The organism is Clostridium sp. CM027 (assembly GCF_024730565.1).
In the GTDB taxonomy this organism is placed as follows: domain Bacteria; phylum Bacillota; class Clostridia; order Clostridiales; family Clostridiaceae; genus Clostridium_AD; species Clostridium_AD estertheticum_B.
Map to the genome: position 1 here is coordinate 2,726,483 of NZ_CP077725.1, position 25,350 is coordinate 2,751,832.

The 25,350-nt window shown below is 31.4% G+C and carries 23 protein-coding genes and 7 tRNA genes; 25 read left to right on the forward strand and 5 right to left on the reverse strand.

What is annotated here, in order from left to right; genetic code table 11:
* Positions 1 to 14: 14 nt before the first annotated feature.
* From KTC92_RS12860 to KTC92_RS12880, 5 genes are all read left to right on the forward strand, one after another.
* Complete coding sequence (locus tag KTC92_RS12860; protein WP_216302161.1) at positions 15 to 1,193, forward strand: C40 family peptidase; 1,179 nt, start codon at positions 15 to 17, stop codon at positions 1,191 to 1,193.
* Between the two features lie 279 nt (positions 1,194 to 1,472).
* Positions 1,473 to 2,435 carry a 3'-5' exoribonuclease YhaM family protein gene (locus tag KTC92_RS12865; protein ID WP_216302160.1) on the forward strand — a complete coding sequence of 321 codons (963 nt, stop codon included), beginning with the start codon at positions 1,473 to 1,475 and terminating at the stop codon, positions 2,433 to 2,435.
* A gap of 220 nt (positions 2,436 to 2,655) precedes the next feature.
* A complete protein-coding gene (locus tag KTC92_RS12870) occupies positions 2,656 to 4,068 on the forward strand; it encodes an NAD(P)/FAD-dependent oxidoreductase (protein WP_220286218.1) in 1,413 nt (470 codons plus the stop codon).
* A 139-nt stretch (positions 4,069 to 4,207) separates the two neighbouring features.
* Complete coding sequence (locus tag KTC92_RS12875; protein ID WP_216302158.1) at positions 4,208 to 5,494, forward strand: adenylosuccinate synthase; 1,287 nt, start codon at positions 4,208 to 4,210, stop codon at positions 5,492 to 5,494.
* A gap of 203 nt (positions 5,495 to 5,697) precedes the next feature.
* Positions 5,698 to 5,883: a DUF1858 domain-containing protein gene (locus KTC92_RS12880; RefSeq protein ID WP_216302157.1), complete on the forward strand. Its 186-nt coding sequence runs from the start codon at positions 5,698 to 5,700 to the stop codon at positions 5,881 to 5,883.
* A 49-nt stretch (positions 5,884 to 5,932) separates the two neighbouring features.
* Here KTC92_RS12880 and KTC92_RS12885 read toward each other — a convergent pair whose 3' ends face one another.
* On the reverse strand, positions 5,933 to 6,526 hold the full coding sequence (locus KTC92_RS12885) for an ECF transporter S component (RefSeq protein WP_165411817.1): 594 nt from the start codon (positions 6,524 to 6,526) through the stop codon (positions 5,933 to 5,935).
* Positions 6,527 to 6,808: 282 nt separating this feature from the next.
* Between KTC92_RS12885 and KTC92_RS12890 the strand changes: the two genes are divergently transcribed.
* On the forward strand, positions 6,809 to 7,558 hold the full coding sequence (locus tag KTC92_RS12890; RefSeq protein ID WP_253198110.1) for an acyl-[acyl-carrier-protein] thioesterase: 750 nt from the start codon (positions 6,809 to 6,811) through the stop codon (positions 7,556 to 7,558).
* A 290-nt stretch (positions 7,559 to 7,848) separates the two neighbouring features.
* Here KTC92_RS12890 and KTC92_RS12895 read toward each other — a convergent pair whose 3' ends face one another.
* Complete coding sequence (locus KTC92_RS12895; RefSeq protein ID WP_216302156.1) at positions 7,849 to 9,078, reverse strand: NAD(P)/FAD-dependent oxidoreductase; 1,230 nt, start codon at positions 9,076 to 9,078, stop codon at positions 7,849 to 7,851.
* Between the two features lie 337 nt (positions 9,079 to 9,415).
* Here KTC92_RS12895 and KTC92_RS12900 point away from each other — a divergent pair.
* The 13 genes from KTC92_RS12900 (at position 9,416) to KTC92_RS12960 (ending at position 17,442) form a co-directional block, all read left to right on the forward strand.
* Positions 9,416 to 9,490 (forward strand) — tRNA-Glu (locus KTC92_RS12900).
* 13 nt (positions 9,491 to 9,503) lie between these two features.
* A tRNA-Val gene (locus KTC92_RS12905) sits at positions 9,504 to 9,579 on the forward strand.
* Between the two features lie 5 nt (positions 9,580 to 9,584).
* A tRNA-Asp gene (locus KTC92_RS12910) sits at positions 9,585 to 9,661 on the forward strand.
* An 85-nt stretch (positions 9,662 to 9,746) separates the two neighbouring features.
* Positions 9,747 to 9,821, forward strand: a tRNA-Glu gene (locus tag KTC92_RS12915).
* Positions 9,822 to 9,834: 13 nt separating this feature from the next.
* A tRNA-Val gene (locus KTC92_RS12920) sits at positions 9,835 to 9,910 on the forward strand.
* Between the two features lie 5 nt (positions 9,911 to 9,915).
* Positions 9,916 to 9,992, forward strand: a tRNA-Asp gene (locus KTC92_RS12925).
* 5 nt (positions 9,993 to 9,997) lie between these two features.
* Positions 9,998 to 10,072: transfer RNA gene (locus tag KTC92_RS12930), tRNA-Thr, on the forward strand.
* Positions 10,073 to 10,371: 299 nt separating this feature from the next.
* The gene (locus KTC92_RS12935) at positions 10,372 to 11,199 is read left to right on the forward strand and encodes an ABC transporter permease (RefSeq protein ID WP_216302155.1); all 828 of its coding nucleotides are present in this window, start codon (positions 10,372 to 10,374) and stop codon (positions 11,197 to 11,199) included.
* Between the two features lies 1 nt (position 11,200).
* Positions 11,201 to 11,986, forward strand: coding sequence for an ABC transporter permease (locus KTC92_RS12940; RefSeq protein ID WP_165411814.1), 786 nt, complete (start codon positions 11,201 to 11,203; stop codon positions 11,984 to 11,986).
* A gap of 55 nt (positions 11,987 to 12,041) precedes the next feature.
* Positions 12,042 to 13,076 (forward strand): ABC transporter ATP-binding protein, encoded by a 1,035-nt coding sequence (locus KTC92_RS12945; RefSeq protein WP_216302154.1) that lies wholly within the window; start codon positions 12,042 to 12,044, stop codon positions 13,074 to 13,076.
* Positions 13,077 to 13,121: 45 nt separating this feature from the next.
* Complete coding sequence (locus KTC92_RS12950; RefSeq protein ID WP_216302153.1) at positions 13,122 to 14,174, forward strand: ABC transporter substrate-binding protein; 1,053 nt, start codon at positions 13,122 to 13,124, stop codon at positions 14,172 to 14,174.
* 131 nt (positions 14,175 to 14,305) lie between these two features.
* Entirely contained in the window at positions 14,306 to 16,084 is a 1,779-nt protein-coding gene (locus KTC92_RS12955) for an adenine deaminase C-terminal domain-containing protein (RefSeq protein ID WP_220286219.1), read from the forward strand.
* 26 nt (positions 16,085 to 16,110) lie between these two features.
* On the forward strand, positions 16,111 to 17,442 hold the full coding sequence (locus tag KTC92_RS12960; RefSeq protein ID WP_220286220.1) for an amidohydrolase: 1,332 nt from the start codon (positions 16,111 to 16,113) through the stop codon (positions 17,440 to 17,442).
* Between the two features lie 169 nt (positions 17,443 to 17,611).
* Here the strand turns inward: KTC92_RS12960 and KTC92_RS12965 are convergent, their stop codons facing one another.
* Positions 17,612 to 18,592 carry an ATP-binding protein gene (locus tag KTC92_RS12965; protein ID WP_216302150.1) on the reverse strand — a complete coding sequence of 327 codons (981 nt, stop codon included), beginning with the start codon at positions 18,590 to 18,592 and terminating at the stop codon, positions 17,612 to 17,614.
* A complete protein-coding gene (locus KTC92_RS12970) occupies positions 18,585 to 19,571 on the reverse strand; it encodes a DnaD domain protein (protein ID WP_216302149.1) in 987 nt (328 codons plus the stop codon). Before KTC92_RS12970 ends, KTC92_RS12965 begins: the two co-directional genes overlap by 8 nt.
* A gap of 211 nt (positions 19,572 to 19,782) precedes the next feature.
* On the opposite strand from KTC92_RS12970, the gene KTC92_RS12975 reads away from it, so the two are divergent.
* The 5 genes from KTC92_RS12975 (at position 19,783) to KTC92_RS12995 (ending at position 23,234) form a co-directional block, all read left to right on the forward strand.
* On the forward strand, positions 19,783 to 20,982 hold the full coding sequence (locus KTC92_RS12975) for a M23 family metallopeptidase (RefSeq protein ID WP_216302148.1): 1,200 nt from the start codon (positions 19,783 to 19,785) through the stop codon (positions 20,980 to 20,982).
* Positions 20,983 to 21,043: 61 nt separating this feature from the next.
* Positions 21,044 to 21,169 (forward strand): hypothetical protein, encoded by a 126-nt coding sequence (locus tag KTC92_RS12980; protein WP_258280600.1) that lies wholly within the window; start codon positions 21,044 to 21,046, stop codon positions 21,167 to 21,169.
* Positions 21,170 to 21,450: 281 nt separating this feature from the next.
* Entirely contained in the window at positions 21,451 to 22,113 is a 663-nt protein-coding gene (locus KTC92_RS12985; RefSeq protein ID WP_216302147.1) for a hypothetical protein, read from the forward strand.
* Positions 22,114 to 22,174: 61 nt separating this feature from the next.
* Positions 22,175 to 22,852 carry an NAD(P)/FAD-dependent oxidoreductase gene (locus KTC92_RS12990; protein ID WP_220286221.1) on the forward strand — a complete coding sequence of 226 codons (678 nt, stop codon included), beginning with the start codon at positions 22,175 to 22,177 and terminating at the stop codon, positions 22,850 to 22,852.
* Between the two features lie 172 nt (positions 22,853 to 23,024).
* The gene (locus KTC92_RS12995; RefSeq protein ID WP_216302145.1) at positions 23,025 to 23,234 is read left to right on the forward strand and encodes a hypothetical protein; all 210 of its coding nucleotides are present in this window, start codon (positions 23,025 to 23,027) and stop codon (positions 23,232 to 23,234) included.
* Between the two features lie 192 nt (positions 23,235 to 23,426).
* On the opposite strand, the gene KTC92_RS13000 is transcribed toward KTC92_RS12995, so the two are convergent.
* Positions 23,427 to 24,071: an undecaprenyl diphosphate synthase family protein gene (locus KTC92_RS13000; RefSeq protein ID WP_216302144.1), complete on the reverse strand. Its 645-nt coding sequence runs from the start codon at positions 24,069 to 24,071 to the stop codon at positions 23,427 to 23,429.
* A 511-nt stretch (positions 24,072 to 24,582) separates the two neighbouring features.
* Here KTC92_RS13000 and KTC92_RS13005 point away from each other — a divergent pair.
* Positions 24,583 to 25,146, forward strand: coding sequence for a TetR/AcrR family transcriptional regulator (locus tag KTC92_RS13005; protein ID WP_220286222.1), 564 nt, complete (start codon positions 24,583 to 24,585; stop codon positions 25,144 to 25,146).
* Positions 25,147 to 25,350: the final 204 nt, after the last annotated feature.

The following is a 25,350-nucleotide window of genomic DNA, read 5'->3' on the forward strand; positions in this document are numbered from 1 at the left end:
TAGGAGGTAAGCATATGAAAAAAAGAGTAGCTTTTATAGCAATGTTATTAACTATGGCGGGTTCACATGTTGTGTTCGCTGATAATGGAACGGTGACTGCAAGTTCATTATATGTCAGGCAAAAATCATCAATTTCATCATCAATTATATCTTCTCTTGCGAGAAATGCGAAGGTAGAGACACTTGGTAAAGAAGGGGAATTCTATAAAATAAATTATAAAGGACAAACTGGATATGTACATAGCTCATATATAAAAATATCGGCAAATACGTCTGGTTCTACGAGTACAACAAATGGAGCGGGGACGTCAGGAACAGTAACAACAGATTATTTAAATGTAAGAACAGGATTCGGGATAAATTATTCTGTTGCTAATGTTATTACACGCGGAACTAAAGTGACAATGTATGAAAAATCAAATGGTTTTTGTAAGATAAATTATGGTGGCAAAACAGGTTATGTAAGTGAGCAATATGTGAAAGCTACAACAGCACAGGATTCAAACACAGATAGTACAAGCAGTGTGATTACTGGAATTGGTAATATTACAGCATCAAGTTTAAATGTAAGAAAAACGGCGTCTATGGGTAATAATATCATGGGCACAATAAAAATAAATGCAAAAGTGGATTTGTATGGAACACAAAATGATTTTTATAAAATCAAGTATAATGGACAATGGGGATATATAGCTAAAACATACGTAAGCCTAGGTAATGACACTCCAAGTAGAGGTGATGTCATAGAAAATGACTCAAATGGACAACAAGGTACTGCAACAAAAAACATAGAGAGTTTAATCTCGCAGTTAAACACGTTTTTAGGAATGCCATACTTATGGGGTGGTACAACACCAGCGAAGTTTAATTCTAATGGCAAATATGTAAGTGGGGGTTTTGATTGTTCAGGTCTTATACAATATGCTTATAAAAACATAGGTATAAATTTACCTAGAACGACTATGGACCAAATAAATATAGGTACCTCAGTTAATATAAATAGTCTCCAAAAAGGTGATTTAGTATTCTTTAGGACAAATCCAGCATCGCCTTCCCAAGCATCTCACGGGGGAATATATATTGGTAATAATAAATTTATACAATCTCCCAAAACTGGTGATGTTGTAAAAATATCTGAATTAACTGGATATTATAAAAGTAATTTTATAATAGGAAAAAGAGTAGTAAAATAAGTATATTTAATATAAACCAGGAATAATTAATATAAAAAATGAATGTATGATTTTTATTAAATCATACATTCATTTTTTATATCCAATTTATAATAATTAAAAAAGAATTAAAAATATTTCTTAACTTAAGGATTTCTAAATTTTACAAACAATATTGATGTATAATTAAAAGGTATATTAAAGTTATGTAATTTAATTGATTGACATAGAGATATTAAGCACTTGTATCGGCATAATGTATTAGATATAATAAGTTTATTACAATATAAGGAGATAAATATGGAAATGAAGAAGATAAGTGGAATGAAGAAAGGTGATAGGATTGAAGGTTTTTATGTTATAAAATCTGTAGATAGCAAGGTTTCCAACAACAGTAACACAAATAAATATTTGGATTTTAATTTAGGGGATGCCACCGGTGATATAAATGCAAAACTTTGGGAATGGAATGAAAAATTAGAAAATACATTTAAACAAAGCATCTTAGTGAAAATTAAGGGCACGGTAAATGAGTGGAGAGGAAAGCTTCAATTAAAAGTTGAAGCGATAAGACTAACTGAGGAAAAAGATGGAGTAAGCATTTGTGATTATGTTGCAGTGGCACCGTATTCACCAGAAAAAATGTATGATGATATTTTAAATTATTTATCTAAAATCAAAAATATAGATATTCAAAATATAGTTACCAATATTTTAGGGCATAATGAGGAAAAGCTAATGCATTATCCAGCTGCTAAGTCTAACCATCACTCTATAAGATCAGGTCTGTTATATCACACAACCACCATGCTTAAGGCAGGAGAAAAATTAAGCGAAATTTACACCTTTCTAAATACGGATTTGCTATATGCAGGTATAATACTTCATGATATTGGCAAAATATATGAAATGAATGCTAGTGAACTTGGAATTGTAAGCGAGTATTCAGTAGAGGGTCAACTTTTAGGTCATATAGTTCAAGGAATTAAAATGATAGAAACGGCGAGTCTTGAGGTTAAAGCAGATACTGAAGTATCTATGTTGTTACAGCATATGGTGCTAGCTCATCATTATGAAGCAGAATATGGGAGCCCTAAAAAACCTATGATACCAGAAGCGGAAATGCTACATCATTTAGATATAATGGATGCAAGAATGTATGATATGAATAAGGCTTTAGGGGATACAAAGGAAGGCAAATTTTCAGAAAGAATAAGGTCTCTAGATAATATAAATGTTTATAAAAGTTTTGTTAATAAATAGTCTTAAGGAAAATTATTTAACAGAAAAATACAGTTATTCAATATGGGTAAGTGTATTTTTTATTTTAGATAAACAATGTATATACGAACTATTACTTAAAATAATTTATTAATATTCGCACTTTATATTGACTGGTTTATACTGCTCTGATATCATTAAGTAGTATGGTAACCATTAATAGTTTTTATTTCCTACAGAGTAATACAAGGAGGAATATGAAATGAAAAATTTTTATGATGTAGTTATTGTAGGAGCTGGACCAGCGGGCATATTTACGGCACTAGAAATTTCTAATAAAAAACCCGAACTTAGTGTACTTATAGTTGATAAGGGAAGAAATATAGAAAAAAGAAAATGTCCAGCTAGAGACACAGGAAAGTGTGTTAAATGTAATCCTTGTGGGATAACGTTTGGTTGGGCAGGTGCTGGAGCTTTTTCAGATGGTAAGCTTTCTCTAAGCCCTGAGGTGGGGGGAAGACTTCTTGAATATTTTTCTGAAGACGATTCAAAAAAATTAATAAAGTATTGCGATGATATATATATAAAATTTGGAGCAAATGAGAAGGTATATGGGATTAATAGTGACAAAGTTGACGAAGTTAAATATGAAGCAAGTAAGCACAATATTCGTCTTGTTGAATGTCCAGTAAGGCATTTAGGAACAGAACTTGCCTATGAAGTTTTAAAATCTATGTACCATCATTTAGTTGATAATACAAATACAGAATTTATAGAACTTAGTGAAGTGGAAGAAATATTAATAGAAGATAATAAGGCTACTGGAGTATTATTAAAGAATAAAGATGGTGTGTTTAAGGTTAATGCAAAGTATGTTGTAGCGGCGCCGGGTAGAGGTGGAGCGGAATGGGCTTCAAATGAAGCTAAAAAACATAATATTAAGGTTACTAATAATGCAGTAGATATTGGAGTAAGAGTTGAGGTACCTAATTCTGTTATGGATCATCTAACAAAGGACTTATATGAAGCAAAATTAGTATATTATTCTGATACATTTGATAACAAGGTTAGGACCTTTTGCATGAACCCGGGGGGAGTAGTGTCAGCGGAATATTATGATGACAACACGATTGCAGTTGTAAATGGTCATAGTTACTCCGACCAAAAGCTTAGAACAACTAATACAAATTTTGCGATGCTTGTATCTACTACTTTCACTGAGCCATTTAATCAACCTATAGGTTATGGAAAATATATAGCTCAGCTAGGTAATATGTTAACTGGTGGAGGGATAATGGTTCAAAGACTCGGGGATTTACTAAAAGGAAGAAGAACAGATTATGACAGATTAGGTAAATCAACTACGACGCCTACTTTAAAATCAGCAGTACCAGGTGACTTAAGCTTTGTATTACCACAAAGGCACTTAACGTCTATTGTGGAAGCATTAAAGGCTTTTGACAAGATAGCACCAGGTTTATATAGCAAAAACACATTGCTATATGGAGTTGAGGTGAAGTTTTATTCTAGTAAGATTAGTACAGATGATAAGTTTGAAACATCTGTTAGAAATTTATATACAATAGGGGATGGAGCGGGAATAACTAGAGGTCTAATGCAAGCATCTACAACAGGAGTTGTAGTAGCAAGAGACATAGCTCAGAAAGAAGACTAAGAATTTAATCTAAATAATTGGTTATATGAATATTAAAAGTGTATAATTCAACATGAAGTAAACATAGAAGACAATAAAAGTTCTTAACGGTAGTAGTTAAGAAATTTTATTGTGAACTGAAAGAAAGCGAGGAATTTATATGTCAGCATTTATAGTTTTAGGAGCCCAATGGGGAGATGAAGGTAAAGGTAAGATGACAGATTATCTTGCTGAGGGAGCTAACGTAGTAGTCAGGTTCCAAGGTGGAAACAATGCAGGTCATACAGTAGTTGTAGGAGAAAAGGAATATAAACTTCACTTAATACCATCAGGAATATTATATAAAGATAAATTGAATGTAATAGGTAATGGCGTGGTTGTAGACCCAGAAGCGTTATTTACAGAAATTGACTACTTAGAAGCACTAGGCGAAAAAATAACTCCAGAAAGATTAATAATTAGTGATAGATCACAGGTTATAATGCCATATCATAAAGAGTTAGATAATTTATATGAAATAGCTAGAGGTAAAAATGACATCGGAACTACAAAAAAAGGTATAGGACCTTGTTACACTGACAAGTTTGAAAGAAGTGGAATCAGAGTTTGTGACTTAATGAAAAAAGATGTTTTTAAAGAGAAGCTTAAAATTAGTTTATCAATGAAAAATGATATAATAACAAAAGTTTTGGGTGGAAAAGCTTTAGATTTTGATAAAATATATACGGAGTACCTAGAGTATGCAGAAAGAATGAGACCTTTTGTAAAAGATATATCAGTTAAAGTTTACGATTCAATAAAGTCTGGAAAAAATGTTTTATTTGAAGGAGCACAAGGAACGTTGCTTGATATAGATTATGGTTCATATCCTTTTGTAACCTCATCAAACACTATTGCAGGTGGAGTTTGTGTTGGGGCAGGAATAGGACCTACTATGATAACAAATGCTGTAGGAGTAGCGAAAGCTTATACTACAAGAGTAGGAAAAGGACCATTCCCAACAGAGCTTGATGATGAAGTAGGAGACTGGATTCGCGAAAAAGGTTTTGAATTTGGAGTAACAACAGGTAGAGCAAGAAGATGTGGATGGCTTGACCTTGTTATATTAAAAACTGCAGCAAGAGTTTCGGGACTTACTAGCTTTGCTGTAACTAAAATAGATACCTTAGCAGGACTTGAAAAAATTAAAATTTGTGTAGGATATAAATTTGAAGGTAGTGTTATAGATTATTTCCCAGCAAGTTTAGAGGATTTAGCTAAATGCGTGCCAGTATATGAAGAGTTTGATGGTTGGGATGAAAAGATAGCTGATGCAAGAAGCTATGAAGAACTTCCTGAAAATGCAAAAATATACTTAAAGAAAATTGAAGAATTTACAGGAGTTAAAGTTTCCATAGTTTCAGTAGGACCTAAAAGAGATCAAACAATGGTGTTAACTGAAATATAGCATATAGACATGCATATTATACAAAAGATATTTTTTTAATATGTATGGTTTTTATATTATAGGGAATTATAATTATTGTAGGAAATATATATTAAGGTATACAAGTGCATACTATAGATTAAAAAAGTGCGTACTAGTAAAATTTAAGCATATAAAATATAATGAGAATTAGGGTTAAATTAACATAAAGTGAGGTATATAATATGAAAATTACTAAAGATATGACAATAGGTGAAGTTGTAAGACAAAATCCAGAATCAGTTGAAGTATTAATGAGCTTTGGAATGGGTTGCGTAGGATGTCCTTCAGCGCAAGCTGAAACATTAGAAGAAGCAGCAATGGTTCATGGTCTTAATTTGGAAGAATTAATGACTGCATTAAATGCATAAAAAAATTAAGACACTTAGCATTTGCTAAGTGTCTTGTTTTTTTATTTTTTTATCTTTTCTTTATTTTCTTAATGGCGAGGATAACAGGTATTGTAATTACAGTAGCTATGATGGCCTCTGGAACACCATTTATTATACCTATACCATAAATAGTCTTTGCAGCAATAGATGGATCTATGCCCTTAGAAGCAGCGAATTTAGCCGCATAAAAAACATATATCATAGTAAGAACCCCAAAAGTGTTAGTTAGCGAACCAACAACGGTCGCGAGTCCAATCCTTAGGCTATCATTTTTAACGTGGATTAGTTTATAAACATAGTAAGAAGTAAGACCAATAAGAACCCTTGGTAATACAGATACTAAAGGATTTATAAAAGCAAAAGAGAGTAAATTGGGAGTTGTTATGTTTTGCATAATACTAAACATCCCAAATATTAAACCAATAGTCATTCCTACCATAGGGCCACCTATTATTGATCCTATAATAACGGGAATGTGCATGATAGTAGCTTTGGCACCAGGAAGTGGAATAAAGCCATATCCAGTTAAACCAAGTACGATGCAAATAGCTGATAGCATACCAATAGTTGTAAGTTCACTTGTTTTTATTCTTCTAAGTTTAATAGAATTATTATTAATCATGTGTTCCCCCCGCTCTTATTCCATAAGGATATAAGTCGTCCTATTCATAATCCTTATTTATAGTTCAGTTTCATAATGAATACTGACAACAATATTTTAACACTATTTTGATAATAATTACATAGATAAATAAAAATTTAACAAACTTTATGTTAATACTATACAGTTAATGTTTACTGTGTTGGTTTAGTTTGGTATTATTTTAAGTATGAAGAAAACTAAGAAGCGTAGAAATTAATAGTTATTATATTATGTACTCATGAGAAATATAGGAGGGGTATTATGGGCAAAATGCCAGAGGTTACAGATAGAGATTATAATATTCATTATTATGAAGTAGATATTCATAAAAGAGCTTTGATGACAAGCATTATAGATTATCTTGGTGATATGGCAATGTATCAAAGTGAAGTGCTTGGAGTTGGCATAGAACATCTTAAAGAGAATAAATCAGCTTGGGTGTTATATAAATGGGACATAACAATGGAGTCGTATCCTTTATTAAATGAAACTATAAAGATTAGAACTTTTGCACATTCTTTCAATAAATTTTATGCATACAGGAAATATGAAATTATTGATATGAAAGGGAATAAAATAGGACATGCGAGTTCTGTGTGGATTTTAATAAATACAGACAGAAGAAGACCAATAAGGATTACGAAAGATATGTATGAGGCTTATGGTATAGATGATAGCAATAATACACCCATAGACATTGAGGATATAGTACCAATAACTACAGTGCATAGCGAGAAAAACTTTCAAGTTAGGTATAGTGATATTGACACGAATATGCACGTAAATAATGTTAAATATGTTGCTTGGGCTTTAGAAACAGTTCCTAAGGATATAGTATTAAACTACGAACTAAGGAATATTAAGGTAACTTACATCAAGGAAACAACATACGGAGAGACCATAAAGGTAAGCACGCAGGTTATAAGAGAAGAAGATAAGATAATATGTAGACATAAAATTATAAATGAAGAGGGAACTGAGCTGACTCTCTTAGAAAGTACTTGGATATAAGAAAATCGTTAATCACAAGTAGTTTTTGTATTATTCGACATACCTCTTAGATACATCTTAGTATGTACGATATAGTATGAAATTTCTCTGGACGTGAATTGAAATAAGAAGTGCAGAAACATTGAAAGTTGATTTAGAAATTCTTGTTTTGTAAATATAAAATTCTCGTGAGACTTCCTGGAAGGAAGGCCAGCAAACCGGCAGTATGCCGAATGTGAGCATTAGAGCATTTTACATTTACAAAATATTAGAATTTCTTAATCAACTTTCACGTTTCAAACTCTTATTTTTTATTTGGAGGCGTTGATGCCGGCAATAGCACCAGAACTCCATGCCCATTGAAGGTTAAAACCACCGCAATCGCCATCTACATCTAATATTTCTCCCGCAAAGAATAAATTCTTAGTAATATTAGATTCTAGGGTTTCGGGATTAATTTCTTTTGTATTAATGCCTCCTGCAGTTATCTGAGCATTTGCAAAAGAATTAGTACCTGAAACATCAAATTGATATCGCTTTAGCAAAGTATATAGAGCATTTTTTTCGTTTGAGGCCAAATCGCAACAAGGCTTATGAATGTCATCTATATTTGCTTCTTTTAAAATTATTGGAATGATCTTCTTGTTGATTATTCCGATGAATGAATCATGAACGCAGCGACTTGGGAATACTGACCAATGATTATTTAAAAATGCTTTTAGATCTTCGTAGCTAATATTTGGTAGCATATCAATACTTAAAGAAACCTTGCTATTTTTAGATAAACCATAAGATGCAGTTCTACTAAGCTGAAGAATAGGAGGACCAGAAATGCCGTAATCTGTGAAAAGTATTTCTCCGAATTCCTTTTGAACATATTTATCGTTTATAAATATTTCCGCAAAGCCATCAAACTTTACTCCAGATAGAGCCTTTAGTTTATTATAGTTTAATTTAAGCTGTACAAGGGCTGGTACAGGAGAGATTATACTATGACCTAATTGCCTAGCCAATGAATAGCCGGAACCGTCAGAACCCGTTTTAGGAGCTGATTTACCACCGGTCGCAATAATCAACCTTTCACATTCATATGTAGAATTATCTGTGCTATAAACTTTAAAACCCTTATTTGTTTTAATAATCTCCTTAGCTTTGGTATTTGTATATAGTGGAATTTTTTTTTCGTCTATAGCAAAGCGTAGTATATCAAGTACTGATGAGGCTTGCAATGACATAGGAAACATTTTACCACCATCTTTTGTAACTAAAGGTATTCCTAAACACTCGAAAAAATTTATAGTATCCTTTATGGTAAAAGAATCTAGCGTATAACCTGCGAAATTTGGATTTTCACTGTGATATCTATCATTATTTATATGTACATTACTGATATTACACCTACCGTTACCGGTAGTTAGTATTTTTTTACCTACTCTGTCGGTTCCTTCAATTATTGCTACATCTATACCAAAATCTTTTGCTATTAAAGCAGAGGTTAAACCAGAGGCACCTCCGCCAATTATTATAAGAGAATGTTTCAAGAAAATCTCTCCTTTCGAGAAAAAATATTTTTAGATTATAAAGTGGTTACATATAATCTTACCCTAAAATCAGTAGGATGAAAATGAATTTTTATTTTGTTTTATAAGTAACCATAGAATTTGTTTGTGATTGTTTAGTAAAAGTAGTTATTTTCAAAAAAACATAAAAAAAATTCTATAAGGGGAACCGTTGATTTAACTGGATTTGAGTGTTTTGCGAAAAAAAATAATAAAAAAAATAAGAAAATATGTTGACACTTTAAGAAAAATTAGGTATTATAGTTTATGTCGGGTTGCAAGACGTAAGCCCATAATAAATAAAGTGACAAATTAGTATGGCTCCTTGGTCAAGCGGTTAAGACACCACCCTTTCACGGTGGTAACAGGGGTTCAATTCCCCTAGGAGTCACCATTAAAACATATATGGGAGCATAGCTCAGCTGGGAGAGCATCTGCCTTACAAGCAGAGGGTCACAGGTTCGAACCCTGTTGTTCCCACCATATATGGCTCAATAGCTCAGTTGGTTAGAGTGCCGCCCTGTCACGGCGGAGGTCGAGGGTCCGAGTCCCTTTTGAGTCGCCATTTTTACTAAACTGTTATAGTTTAATAAAAGAACATCTAATTTATAAGTTTGATTCTTATCAAAAGAATCATTGAAAAATAATAAGGCTCCTTGGTCAAGCGGTTAAGACACCACCCTTTCACGGTGGTAACAGGGGTTCAATTCCCCTAGGAGTCACCATTAAAACATATATGGGAGCATAGCTCAGCTGGGAGAGCATCTGCCTTACAAGCAGAGGGTCACAGGTTCGAACCCTGTTGTTCCCACCATATATGGCTCAATAGCTCAGTTGGTTAGAGTGCCGCCCTGTCACGGCGGAGGTCGAGGGTTCGAATCCCTTTTGAGTCGCCATTTTTGCTGGCATGGCTCAACGGTAGAGCAGCTGACTTGTAATCAGCAGGTTGTAGGTTCAATTCCTATTGCCAGCTCCAAAAAAGTCCTAAACATTTGTTTAGGACTTTTTTTACGTCCGGCATATTTGATGGAAAATTAAGATTCAAAATGTATTTAGAGTGATTTGATTTTTTGTCTTGAAAAAATAAAAATATTGACAACATTCGATCGTTATAGTAGCATAAACACATATAATAAGCAATTAAAATAAATTAATGTTCGTATTTTTTGGACGAATATCAATATTTTGCCACATTATTGGTTTTGTGAAATAAATATAAATTATATATACCGAACAAAAATATCATTAAGATAAAATTTTAGGAGAGTTAAACCTATGAAGAAAAAATGGACTTACGTATTATTTGTACCGTGTTTAATATTACTAGCTTATTTTCTTATAGTACCTTTAGTTAGTACTATAATTCCTACTTTTAGTATTAATGGAAGCTTTAGTTTAGATCATTATTTAAATTTCTTTGGAGATAAGTATACGCTGCAGATATTTTATAGAACATTAAGAATTGCTTTAATATCATCTGCAATATGCGTGGTTATTGGAGTTCCAACAGCATATTTTGTGTCTAGAACCTCAAAGAAGATTAGAGGGTTATTCATGGCATTAACCATATTCCCTATTCTTACAAATTCAATTGTTCGTTCTTTTGCTTGGATGAGTATTTTAGGTAAAAATGGAGTTATAAATAAAGTGTTACTTAGCTTAGGCGTTATTAATGAATCTTTAACTATGATGTATACTGAAGGCGCAATCATAGTTGGTACAGTTTATTTATTTTCACCGCTAATGATTATTTCTTTAGTAGGAGTTTTAGAAAATATAGATAATGACTTATTAGAAGCAGCGGAAAGTTTAGGAGCTAATAAAGTGAAGGCCTTCTTTAAGGTTATATTCCCACTGAGTTTACCGGGATTAATAGTTGGAACAGTCCTTGTATTTACAGGAGCACTTACTGCTTATACTACACCACAGTTATTAGGTGGTAATAAAAATACAGTGTTAGCCACATTAATTTATCAAGAAGCGATGACCTTAAGTGACTGGCAAGCGGCGTCTGTTGTTGCAACAATAATGATAGTTACAACATTATTGGTTATAAAAGGAATAAACTTATTAGCGTCTAGATTAGATAAGAGGGGATTATAACATGAAAGGCAAAAAAAGCAAATTACTTACTATATTCGTAGCATTAGTATATATATTTTTACTAGCACCATTAGTAATTATAGCGTTAACAAGTATAGGAACAGAAAGTTATATTGCATTCCCACCAAAGGGGTTTAGCATTAAGTGGTATGCAAATGTATTTCAATCAGATATGTTTATGAATACAATGTTTGTAAGTTTTTTAGTATCCTGTGGGTCTACAGTATTAGCACTGTTAATTGGAATACCGGCAGCTTACGGATTAAGCAGATTTGATTTCAAAGGAAAGGGTGTTTTAAAGAGTTTTTTCTTTTCACCATTAATAATACCAGGAGTGGTTGTTGGTTTTGCATTATTTCAGTTTTTAGTAATAAAATTAGAATTTTCAGTATACATGAGTTTATTTATAGGTCATACATTGGTAATAGTACCTTACATAATTAGAGTTGTTGGTTCAAGTTTAGAGGTATTTGATTATTCAATAGAAGAGGCTGCAATGAGTCTTGGCTATACAAAAATAAATACTTTTTTTAAGGTAGTTATGCCAAATATAACTTCAGGAATTATAGCAGCGGTTATGTTAGCATTTATAAACTCCTTTAACAATGTGCCTGTATCAATATTTTTAACAGGGCCAGGAGTAAGTACTTTGCCAATTAGTATGATGAGTTATGTAGAGTATAACTATGATCCAACCGTATCAGCATTATCAGTTATATTAATGTTAATAACAATTGGAATAATGTTTATAGTAGAAAAAACTTTAGGATTAGATAGTCTTTCTTAGGCGAAATATGTTCGTAATAGGCCTTAAATAATGCTAATAAACGTGGGGGTAACACATGAATTTAATAAACTTGAAAAATATAGCAGTATCATATGATGGAAAAGACAATATATTACAAAATTTTAATTTAAGCATTAAAAAAGGGGAGCTTGTATCTCTTTTAGGACCTAGTGGATGTGGTAAAACTACAACATTAAGAGTAATTGCTGGATTTATAGAGCCAAACAATGGAACGTTTATGCTAGGAGGCAAGGATTATACAAAAATACCTGTTCATAATAGAAATTTCGGATTAGTATTTCAAAGCTACGCATTATTTCCGCACTTAACAGTAGAAGAAAATGTAGCATTTGGTTTAAAAATGAAGAAGATATCAAGGGATGAAATAAAGAAAAAGGTAAAAGATATATTAGAAGTAGTAGATATGAATCAATATGCTAAAAGATATCCAAAGGAGCTTTCGGGAGGACAAAGACAGAGAGTTGCAACAGCTAGAGCGTTAGTAATAGAGCCAAGTCTATTACTTTTAGATGAACCTTTAAGCAACTTAGATGCGAAGCTTAGATTGAAGATGAGAGTTGAAATAAGAAAGCTTCAACAAAGCTTAGGCATTACTACTTTATTTGTTACCCATGACCAAGAGGAGTGTTTCTCTATATCAGATAAAGTGGCGGTAATGAACAAAGGTGTAATAGAGCAATTTGATACTCCAGAAAATATTTACTCAAATCCTTCCACAGAGTTTGTTGCTAGATTTGTCGGATTTGAAAACTTTATAGATTTAACAAAGGTAGAAGATGGATTATATGAAAGTAATAAAGGATTAAAGTTTAGTGTGGAAAATCCTAAAATAGACAAGGCAGAAGTTAAAGGTACAATAAGACCAGATGATATAGTTATAGCATCAATAGAAGCGTCAAATACTATAGAGGGAACTGTAGAAATAAGAACATTCTTAGGGAAATCATATCAGTATAATGTAAATACCACTGTGGGAAATTTAGTTGTAAATAGCCAAAATGATGTAGTTTATTCTCAAGGAGATAAAATAAATCTTTACTTACCTGAAAATAAAATAGTATTAGTATAAGCTGAAATGGATATTATTAATTTGAGCAAATTAGGAGGAATGGATATGTTAAAAAAATATTTGGTAGTAACGGTAGCGTTAGGATTGCTAGCAACTGTATTTGTTGGATGTAGTGGTGGATCTTCAGCCTCGGGTAAAAAAAAGAAACTTGTAATTTCAACTTTTGGGTTAAATGAAGACAAGCTAACAGAAAATGTACTTAAACCTTTCGAAGAAAAGCATGGAGTTAAAATAGTATTAGAAACAGGTAATAACTCTGATAGATTAACAAAACTTAAAAACAACCCAAAGTCAACAGTAGACTTAATATACTTAGCTGAGAGCTATGCTGAGCAAGGAATAAAGGCAGGGGTATTTGAAAAGCTTGACTACAGTAAAATTCCTAATAGTGAAAATGTAGTAGATAAGGGCAAAGGAACAATAAAAGATGGATTTGGACCAGCATATGCATTAAACAGCATAGGAATAGCTGTTAATCCAAAGGAAGTAGAGTTTGAAATAACTTCTTGGGAAGATTTATGGAAGCCTGAACTAAAGGGTAAAATAGCTATACCAGATATAACAACAACCTTTGGTCCAGCTATGCTTTATATAGCAGCAGAAAAAGCAGGAGTAGATGTATCTAAAGACAAGGGTGTAGCTGCATTTAAAGAATTACAAAGATTAAAGCCTAATGTAGTTAAAACTTATAGTAAATCTTCAGACCTATCTAATATGTTTGCTAGTGGAGAAATAACAGTAGCGGTAACAGCTGACTTTGCTTATGAAATGATTACTAATGCATCACCAGAAATAAAGCTTATAACTCCAGAGTCAGGAAGATATTTAAACCTTAATTCAATAAACATAAATAAGAATTCAGATAATAAAGATTTAGCTTATGAGTTTATAAATTATGTTTTAAGTGAAGAGATTCAATATAAAGGTGCTAAGAATTTAAGTGAATCACCAGTAAATAAAAAGGTTTCTTTGACTGAAGAGGAAAGTAAAAATTTAACCTATGGACCAACAGTAAAAAATGCTAAAACTATAGATTATAAAGTGGTTAATCCATTAATGAGTGAATGGATAGATACTTGGAATAGAATTATGAACTAATTATATAGATTAAATAAATAACTAGTCAAAATCTTTATGATTGAGACTAGTTATTTTTTAAATTCAGGTATAAAAGTAAAAAATAAGCCTGCATAATTTGAATAGATAAATATATATTAAAGAGGTGTATTATGGAAGTTGAATTAATAGTTAAAAATATCAGAGTGTATAATAGTTATTTTAAGAAATTCATTAATGCAGATGTAGCAATAATGGATGAAAAATTTATATATATAGGCAAAGAATATGAAGGTAAATTAAGTGGTAAAGAAGTTGTAGATGGACATGGGAATTATATGATCCCTGGCCTTATTGACATTCATATGCATATAGAGAGTTCGATGACTATTCCCAGTGAGTTTTCTAAGGCTGTTATACCACATGGAGTAACTACGGTGGTGGCTGATCCACATGAGATTGCTAATGTTTTTGGTGTGGAGGGGATAATAGCTTTTATAAGTAAAGAGGAAAAAATAGATATATTTTATGGAATACCAAGCTCAGTACCATCAACATCAAAGGAGTTTGAAACCACAGGGGGATTTATAAGTGATAAAGAAGTTGGTGAGCTTTTAGCATACCCGAAGGTTATTTGTTTAGGAGAGGTAATGAATTTTAAGGATTTAATAGAAGAGGATGATTCTAATATAAATAGGATTATAAATCTAATCAAGAGAGAAAAGAATAATTTTCCAATAGAAGGTCATTGTCCTAAGATTGAAGGGTTAGATTTAGCTATGTACATATATAGGGGGGTGGATGGAGATCATACTCAGCAGAGTTTAAAATCTATAGAAGAAAAAATAAGTGGTGGAATGTTTTTAGAAATACAAGAGAAATCTATGAGTCAAGAAAATATGAATTATTTAAGGGATAATAATTTATATGAGCACTTTTGTTTGGTTACAGATGATGTAATGGCTGACGAGCTAACAAGTGGACATTTAAATAAATTAGTGAAGAAAGCTATGGATATGGGAATTAGTGAAGAAAACGCTATATATGTATCTACATATACTCCTGCTAGAAGAATGGGACTTTTAGATAGAGGAGTTATTGCCCCAGGAAAGATGGCAGACTTTATATTATTAGAAGATGTTAAAGAGTTTAAGATACACTCGGTATATAAAAATGGAAAAGTGATATATAATAAGGAAGAGTGTGAAGGGAATAGTTATTCGCAAATAAATTCAAAAGAAGGTATAAACATAAAAGAAACTGTAAAGGTGAAAGAAAATAAAAAAGAAGGATTTCCTAGGAAATTTTATAATAGCATAAAGTTAAATTCTTTAAATGAAGAGGATTTTAAGGTGGAAACTCCTATATTAAATGGAGAACTTATTTGTAGAACAATGAAGGTGGAGCAAGATACAACATTCACTGAAGAGGGAGAAGTTATAATTAAATCATTAAATGGGGAACTTCAATGGGAAATAAAGGGTTGTGCATTGATAGTAGTCTTTGAAAGATACGGAAAAACTAAGGGTAAAGCATTTGGGATAGTAGATGGTAATATAATAAAAGAAGGAGCTGTGGCTACTACTTGGGCCCATGACCATCATAATCTTATGGTCATGGGAAGAAATGTTAAGGATATGATAGCGGCAGCTAATGAAGTTATAAACTGCAAAGGTGGATATGCGGTGGCAAATAAAGGTCACATTCTAGGTTCAGCACCATTACCAATTGGTGGAATAGTAAGTGATGTTCCTATAGAGGTTTTAGCATCGCAGTTAAAAGAAATAAGAAACGCTATGAAGGAATTGGGATATGACCATAAGAATGAAATAATGTCATTTAGTACATTATCACTACCAGTTAGTCCAGCTTTAAAGATAACTGATAAAGGATTAATAGATGTTAAAAAACAGGAGATTGTTTCATTGTTTAAAGAAAGTAGTGAAAGATAAAATAAAAAAATTGGCGGTATTAGCATATGAAAAAAGGAATAGAAGATAATAGAATTTTAATAAAGAATGTAAATATAATTACTATGAATAAGGATAAAGAAGTTATAGAAAATGGTACGCTCGTAATAGAGGGAGATGAAATAAAGGCAGTTGGTGGAGCTGATTTAGAAAATAAGTTTCAAGGATATAACATAATAGATGGTGAAGATGGAATATTAATGCCAGGAATGATTAATTGTCATTGCCACGGTTCTATGGTTCCGTTTAGAAGCTTAGCGGATGACTGCAAGGATAGATTAAAAAGATATTTATTCCCATTAGAGAATATGTTGGTGAATAAGGAATTGGTTTATATTGGAGCGAAATATGCAGTGGCGGAAATGTTGCTTGGTGGAGTAACTACCTATTGTGATATGTATTACTTTGAAGATGAAGTGGCAAAGGCAACATCAGAGTTAAATATGAGGGGAATACTATGTAATAGTATTATAAATTTCCAAGCACCAGATGCTGAGGAACCCTTTGGTGGATTAGATTACTCTATAGAATTTATTGAAAAATGGAAGGGGCATGAATTAATAACACCAGGAATAGCACCCCATGCACCCTATACCAATAGTGATGAAAGTTTAAAAATGGCCTATGAAATATCTAAAAAATATGAGGTGCCTTTTACTATGCATTTAGCAGAAATGGACTTCGAATTTGAAAAATATAAGGAAGAATTAGGGCTAACCCCAGTGGAGTATGTAGAAAGCTTAGGAATACTGGATTCTAACTTTATAGCAGCACATGCTGTAACTTTAGAGGAACAAGACATAGATATACTTAAAAAGCATAATGTTAAGGTAAGTCATAATATAGGGGCAAATGCTAAAGGAGCAAAGGGAGTGGCTCCCATATTAAAAATGAGAGAAAAAGGTATAGATGTAGGACTAGGAAGTGATGGTCCAATGAGCGGAAACACCATGGACATAATCACCCAAATGAGTCTAGTTGGAAAAATACAAAAATTATATAATAACGATAGAAGCTTATTCCCCGCAGTGGAATTAGTAGAAATGGCAACAATGGGAGGATCAAAGGTATTAGGTTTAGAAAATAAAGTGGGATCCATTGAAGTCGGTAAAAAAGCTGATATAACATTAATAGAAACTAAATCAGTAAATATGCAACCAATATATGATTACTATTCAGCGGTGGTATATTCAGCTAATGCAGGGAATGTGGATACGGTAATAGTTAATGGGAAGATTGTAGTTAGAAATAAGGAATTGGTTTCTGGGAACTTTAAGGAGATAAGAAGGGAGCTTTTAAAATTGAAGGACAAGATTGAGAAGGTAGCTGGAAAATTATAAATGAATAATATTCTTATATGATTCATTTATATATCAAAATAGAAGATAAAGAAATATGATAGCAAAAGCACATAGTACTTAAAATGCATTTGAGGGTCTTAGAAGTAATTCATGAGGACAAACGCATTTATAGTAATATGTGCTTTTTATTAATGTGCATATTTTTATATTATTTTGATTTACTCAAATTTTTCTTAATTCTTATGTCGTCTCCAAAGAATTTGCAAAGTGTAAAATTTCCAATTAATCTAGAGGTTATTCTCTCAGTATAGGTATTTAATAAATTTTCAAGAGTTAAATTAGTAGATACTAGCATTTTTTTTTGTTTTAATAATTTGGTATTAAGTAGATTGAACATTTCTGTTTTAGTAAAATCTGAAATTTGCTCAGTGCCCAAATCGTCTATAATAAGTAAATCACAATTTATTAGTAGTTCCTCTAAAGAGGTGTCGCCATTAAATCGAATTTCTTTTAAAGCCTTTATCAATTGTTCGGCTGTTCTATATACTACAAAAGAACCTTTGTCGAGTAATTCCTTTGTAATGCAATGAGACAGAAAGGTTTTTCCTGTACCAGAACTTCCATAGAATAATAAATTTTCATCAGTGGTATTGAAATTCTTTAAAAAGCTCATAGACCTAGATAAAATCTTTTCAATGTTCTTTTTAGGAGATTCTGATTCAAGTTCACTTTTTCTAGAAGGATAGTAGTCTAATTTAAAATTATCAAAGTTATTGGTATTTAACATACCTTGAAGTTCAGAACTAGTATAATAAACATCTATAACCTTTTGCTTAAAGCAAGGGCATTTAGTATTTCCAATAAAACCTGTATCGCGACATTTTGTGCATCTATAATGCAAATTCAAGTATTCCATATCAAAACCATTAGAGACTAATAGCTCAGATTTTTTCATTCTTAGATCTATTATTTTTTCTTTCAAAGAATGTAAATATTCATCTCTATTGTTGATACTTTTCAAAGCACTAATGGATAATTCTATACATAGCTTACCTATTTTGTGATCTAGTTCAATAATCTCAGGGTGAGTCTTTTCTATGTGAACTTTTCTTTTTCTAAAGTCAGCCTCTTCTTCTTGCCTTATTCGATCATATATAGCTAATATTTTGGTTTGATATCCTTTAATCATTATTATCCCATCCTAGTAATTTTTTTTCTAGTTCATCAAAGTTATAAGCTCTTTGTTCATAATCATTGAAACTTCCCTTAGCAGGCTTTCCACCGGCAGTAGTTTTTTTATTAGTAACTAAACGTTTTTTATCTTTTTTCTCTATATCCTCTAAAGAGTTTATGCCGTCTTTAAACCAACTATTTAGAATCCCATCGATATATTTAAAATCAGCGCGGCTAAGCCTATCAAAACAAATATCGCAAGCTTTATATATAATTTCTAGAGAAAATTTATAAACATTTATCCATTTATCTAATATTTGTTCTTGAGGTTTCATTATTTCTGGAGCTTTTATTCCTAGGTAATTTAAGATTTTTCTGATGTTTATCCATTTATCCTCATGTTTTTTTATATAGGATTGAGCACCTTCAATATTTTGAATATTAGCATCATGCCATGCAATTGCAATGGTTTCAATGTATCTATAGTCAACTTTACCTTTTGATACACAATATTGAATTAATAAAAGGATTAGTTCTGGGGGGAAATTATAATCTTTTTGCCAACTTAGGTACATGGTCATTTCTTTCGGTGAAAGAGGTTTGGCTAATAGTTTTTCAATATCTTGGAGCATACCTTTTATTGAAGAATTGGTTAATTCCTCAAGCAAATTTATGTTTTGGATATTGTCACTTGGAACATCTAATAAATCCAAGAATTCAACATTAAAGTTACCCATATTATCAATGGGGGTCATTTTAATTAGGTTCTCATCATTCCAATAGTTCCAAGCATTTACAACATCTGTTTCTAGAAGTCCAAGCGTATTTGCTATAACTGAAGAGGTAGCACCTATTTCTCCAGTTGTACAATATTTTAGCCCAAGAAGATAAACTTTAACAAATTCTCCTCTAGCTCTAGGCATAAACTTATCTATAAAGATATTACTCACAGGAGTATATTTATAGTTTTCATTCTTAAACATGAAAGTACTCATAAAGTCACTACCTTTCTTTTAAAATTATAGAAATATAATTTTAAAATACAAAATTGCTGGTTATTTATATAATGTATTAATCTATAGGGATTTTATTATTCAACATATAGTATACCATACAGTGAAAGATACAAATAAAAAAGATGTTTCAAGAATGTATATTATTTGCAATAAAAGGTAATATTAAGTAAGTATTACGGGAGGTAGAATATTGAATGCTCTAAAACGAAATAAAATGAATATAGGTGTGGTAATTATAACACTTATGATTACCGCTACTATGGTGTATTTAAATGTATATAGGTTTTATGGTTATAAAGTTTGTATAGGGAGCAGTACCATAACATTTGTAAAAAATAAGAATGAATTTAATAAAACATATAAGGAATTGCAATCCGAAATTAAATCCAAATATGGGAATGTAATTACAATAAAAGGTTTAACTTTAGGTAAAGTAAAGGTAAATGATGATGCTATGTTTATAAGTGGAGATAGCCTTAAAAAAGTAATGTTAAAAAAATCCAATGTAGTAGTGGACGTATTTTTAATGAAATCAGATAATAGAAAAATGGCATATGTAACAAATGAAAATCAAGGGAAAGAAATTTTGAACTCTGTAAAAGATTATTATTCTGAGGGTTCGAAGCTAAATAGCATAATAAAAACAGATATAGAGAATAAAATTAGTTATGAACCGGTTAAGGTTAAAACAGGAAACTTATATGAAAATAATGAAATTATTAAGGAATTAATTAAATATAACAATAAAGCACAAGTTCCATTAATTACAGTAAAGATAGTAGGAAATATAATTAAAGAACAAGCGATATACCCTACTACAATTATAAAATCTTCAAGTAAACTAATGAATGGTGTTAAAAAGGTAGGTCGTGAAGGTAGTGATGGAATGAAAAAGGTTACTACCGAAGTAATAGCCATTAACAATAATATCATATCTGAAAAGGTCTTAAAAGAAGATACTATAACGCCAGCGCAAAGCAAAGAAATATTGGTAGGAACTAATAACCCAATAACACCTCGATTGGAAGCTATAAATAGTCCATCAAGAGGTAGTATAAGTTCAAGATTTGGTGCGCGCTGGGGAAAAATGCATAAAGGAGTTGATATAGCAGCGAGTTTTGGTGCAACAATAAGTGCGGCATTAGATGGTAGTGTCACTTATGCAGCTTGGCAGGATGGGTATGGTAATGTGATAAAAATCAACCATGGCGGAGGAATAGAAACTACATATGCACATTGTAGTGTCATTACTGTAAAAAAAGGTGAAGTAGTTAAGGGTGGTATGAAAATAGGAGAAGTAGGAAGTACCGGGAATAGCACAGGACCTCATCTGCATTTTGAGGTAAGAGAGAACGGTGAGCCTAAAAATCCTCAAAAATACATTAAATAAAAATAAATATATGAATAAAATTGTACTAAAAGTAAAAAATACTTTATGAAGGAGTGATTTTATGCCATATAAAGAAATGAAGACACCAGCAAAAGAAAAAGATAATAAGCCTAAAAAACCACAGACTATAGAAGCATCTGATATGAAGAAGGCAAAACGCAAATCAGCAATAAGAGCTGAAGAATAATAAAACTAATTTAGTAAAGAGAGCTTTAATGCTCTTTTTATTTTTTTAAAATATAATTAACCATTTCTGAAATAGTAATTAATTTATAGGGATATGTTTATGGTAACATAAGTTACCGTAAGTATTGGCTGAATATAGTATTATTAGACTATAAGTTAACGACATTTCACAAGGAAAGTCTCCCAATGCTATAAGGGGGAGTATAAATCTACTTCTGAAGTCGTTAATGCAGCTCCGCAGGAGATGATATAAAAGAATAAATAGATATTGGAGGAATAATAATGAGCGCTTTTTTAGCACCTATTCACACATGGTTATTTAGTAAAATTTTATTGGCAGAGGATTTAGAGACAAATTTAAGAAAAGTTTATATAGATGAATACGGTGACAATGCAAAAGATGTTGCCCAAAAATCAGCGGCTTACGGAAGTCCAATAGATACCACGAAAAATATAGAAGATATAATTGATGTATCTAATATTCATGGCTGGTTACAGGATAAAATCGGAAAAGTGGAAACTAGAACAGCATTTATAATAACAGAAATGATTAAAAATTATGGAGAAGAAGCAGAAGTTATCGCTAAAGCATGTTTTGCAAAGCAAGGTAAAACTGTTGGAGAAACTTTAAAAGTAAAAGAAATGCAAGGAAGGCCAGAAGAAGTATTTAACGCCCTCAATAATAATTTGTTAGAAGGTATGCCTTGTGATAGAGTAATGAGGGTTATAAAATCTGAAAATGACATATTTGAATGGGAAACTACAAGCTGTATTCATAAAAATTATTGGGAAATGGTAAATGGAGATGTAAATATATTTTACATGCTTAGACATGTATGGATTAAAGCGTTTATTGAAAATTCTAATGAGGAATATACTTATAATTTCATTAAAGGTTTAGAATATAATGGTATAATAGGAACAAATCAAATCACAAGAAAGTAACATAAAGAGCAATATAATAATTAATGGTTGTTACGATCCCCATGGAATAGGAGGAAATTAAATGGAACCTAAATATGCTGTACTTCAAAAAGTAAGAGATGGAAAAAGAACTTATGGTGTAACGCCTCATATCCCGGGGGGATTTATAACCTCAAAACAGCTATCAAAAATAGCTGAAGTAGCTGAAAAATATAAAGGAATCTTAAAAATGACCTCAGGGCAGAGAATTGCAATATTAGGACTAGAATCTGAAGATGTTGCAAAAGTGTGGGAAGAATTAGGTATGCAGCCAGGAGTTAAATCCCTAAACTCTGTAAAAAATGTTCATATGTGCCCTGCAGCATTTTGCAAAAGAGCGAAACAAAATTCCTTGAAAATTGGAATGCTTTTAGATAAGCGTTACCATGGAATGGAGATGCCTTGTAGAACAAAGATTGGAGTAGCTGGTTGTAGGAATGCTTGCACTAGTGTGTACGCTAGGGATTTAGGCATAATAGGTGACAAGGAAGGATACATGATAGTCGCAGGTGGTAGTGGTGGATTTAACCCTAGGGTAGCTGATATTATTGCAGATAAATTAACAGAAGAAAAGGTATTGATTGTGGTTGATATTTTAATGGAATATTACAAGGTTAATGGAAATATGGGAGAAAAACTAGGAGATTTCATTCAACGAATAGGACTAGAAAAATTTAAAGCGGATATCCTTCTAAAGTCGTTATTGCAGCACAGCAGGTGATGATTAATAAGTCCATTGAATAAAAACGCATAATAAGCGTTTTTATTTTTGTCAAAAATAATAGCATCTCTTTTTATTAAAATATCGCATAGCAAATAAAATATTTTAGAAATTATTAAGTATATAAGCATTTGTTAATGGATAGCATAATATTTGAAAGGAGAGATGAAATGTGGGGAGTATGAAGTCAAGAGAACTAAGTAATAAAAAATCATCTAAAGATGGATTAGAAAGGTATGTTGAGATTGAAGGCACAGACATCAAGTTAGTAAACATACCTACAATAGTTACAGGAATTAATAATAATGGAAGCATAAGACAAGAAAAAAATGAAGCCTACGCATATGAGGTAGTTGAGCAAAATAAAAGATTTACAGATTAGTATTTCAGGGACTCACAGAGCATATAACTAGAGCTGCCACTTATAATGTTTAGTTGTATGCTTTATTTTAGATAATAAATATATCGGTGATTTAATCTAATAATCATTTTTACCATATAAAAAAATAGATATAGTCTATTAAAAACTTATATCTATTTCAAAATAGGTGACTTAGTTATTTTTTTATATATATCAACCACCAAGTGTTACATCTTGATCATCATACCAATGTAAAGCATTTGATAAATGCTCCGGTTTAAAGTCAGGCCAAAAGTCATCTATAACGTAAAAGTCAGAATATATGGATTGTAAAGGCAAAAATCCACTAAGACGCCTTCTTCCACCCCAACGAATAATTAAATCTACTCTAGAGATATCATTAGTTTTTATGCAATTAAATATATTACTTCTCTTGCTACTTTTGTTTTGATCTAGGTTACTTAGATCCCATTCCCAGCCATAGTTTACGAGAAAGTTTAGCTTCATACCACCTTTACCAAAGGTTCTACGTGAGGTGAAAGGAAGTAGTTCTTTAGGAAACATAGGTGAGGCACTATTTCCTACTACTAATAAATCAGCATCCTGTGTACTTAAAAGTTTTACTGCATCTACACAAGCTTTAGCAAAAGCTTCTCTCTGCAAGGGTGGTCTTTTTGTATTATCAGTAGTAAACCCATAATAAGTTATTTCTTTTACGCCCACAGCTTTGCAAAGTTTATACAAAGACAGACCAGGATCTAGTCCAAAGGAATACCCTTTGTCTTTTGATAAACCATTATCTACCGACCATCTTCTATTTCCATCGGGAATTACTCCGATGTGATTTGGTATTCTCATATTATCACCCTTTAATTATGAATTTTTATAACTTATAAATCATAGTATATCCATTATTAATATATTAATCCATTATATTTACAATTAAATAATCTAATTTATTGAATTTTTAAATTAATATTTGATTTTAACAGAAATATATATTACATAAATGGTAAAAATAGAAATGAATGGTTAACGAAATTTCAGAAGGAAAGTCCCCCAACTTCTATAAGTGTGGGTAGTTAGTACAGTAAAAAAAGCTTCAGCGAAATTGTAAATCTCCTTCTGAAGTCGTTGAAATTGCAGCTTTGCAGAAGATGATTTAATGACATACTGTATATTTTAATACTTTAGGAAAACTAAAAGTTGAAAAGTTAATTTTAGATAATGTATAAAAATACTTTCAATTTATAGGGATATAGTATAGTATTATTGAAATATCGATTAAGATATTTGAAATAAGATTTAATGTTCCTTAATACTAAAATAACTATATAAGATAAATTTATTGATAAGTTGAGGTGAGTTAATGAATAAAACAAAAAGAGCTATATTTCAGTCTGCAATTAAAACTTTTTCTACTAATGGATATGACGGAGCCACTATGGATGAGATTTCAGCAAATGCTGGAGTAGCTAAAGGTACGGTGTACTATTATTTTAAAAGTAAGGATGAGGTTTTTAAATACATAATTACAGAGGGAGTAAGCTTACTTAGACAACAAATAGAAAAAATTACTACAGGGAAGGGAGACTATACCTGTAAATTAAGAGAACTAACCAAGGATCAGTTAAAATTGGCATATGAAAATAGGGATTTATTTAAGGTTATAATGAGTCAAGCATGGGGCGGGAAAATAAGACATTCTGAACTTAGAGGAATGCTAAAGGCGTATATGGAAGATATTGAAAAATTCTTAGCAAGTGCTATGGCTGAGGGAGCTATAAAAAAATGTGAATCCTCTTTTTTAACATATATGTATTTTGGAAACTTAGTATCAGTAGCCGTTTATAATGTTATTAAAAATGATAGTATGAAATTAGATGAAATTACAGATAATTTTATGGAGCACCTACTAAATGGAATAAAGTAAAAATACACAGTAAGATAATTCTAGATAATAGGATATCTTACTGTTTTTTATTTCAAATGAAATTATAAAATTAATGAGCACGTTTACTTCTTTTGTTAACAAAAAATACATTGACTTTATGAAAAAAAAATGTAAAATATACATATATGACTGACTAGTCAGTTCATAAATTAATGTTGTTAAAACTGTTGTAGAAAATAATTA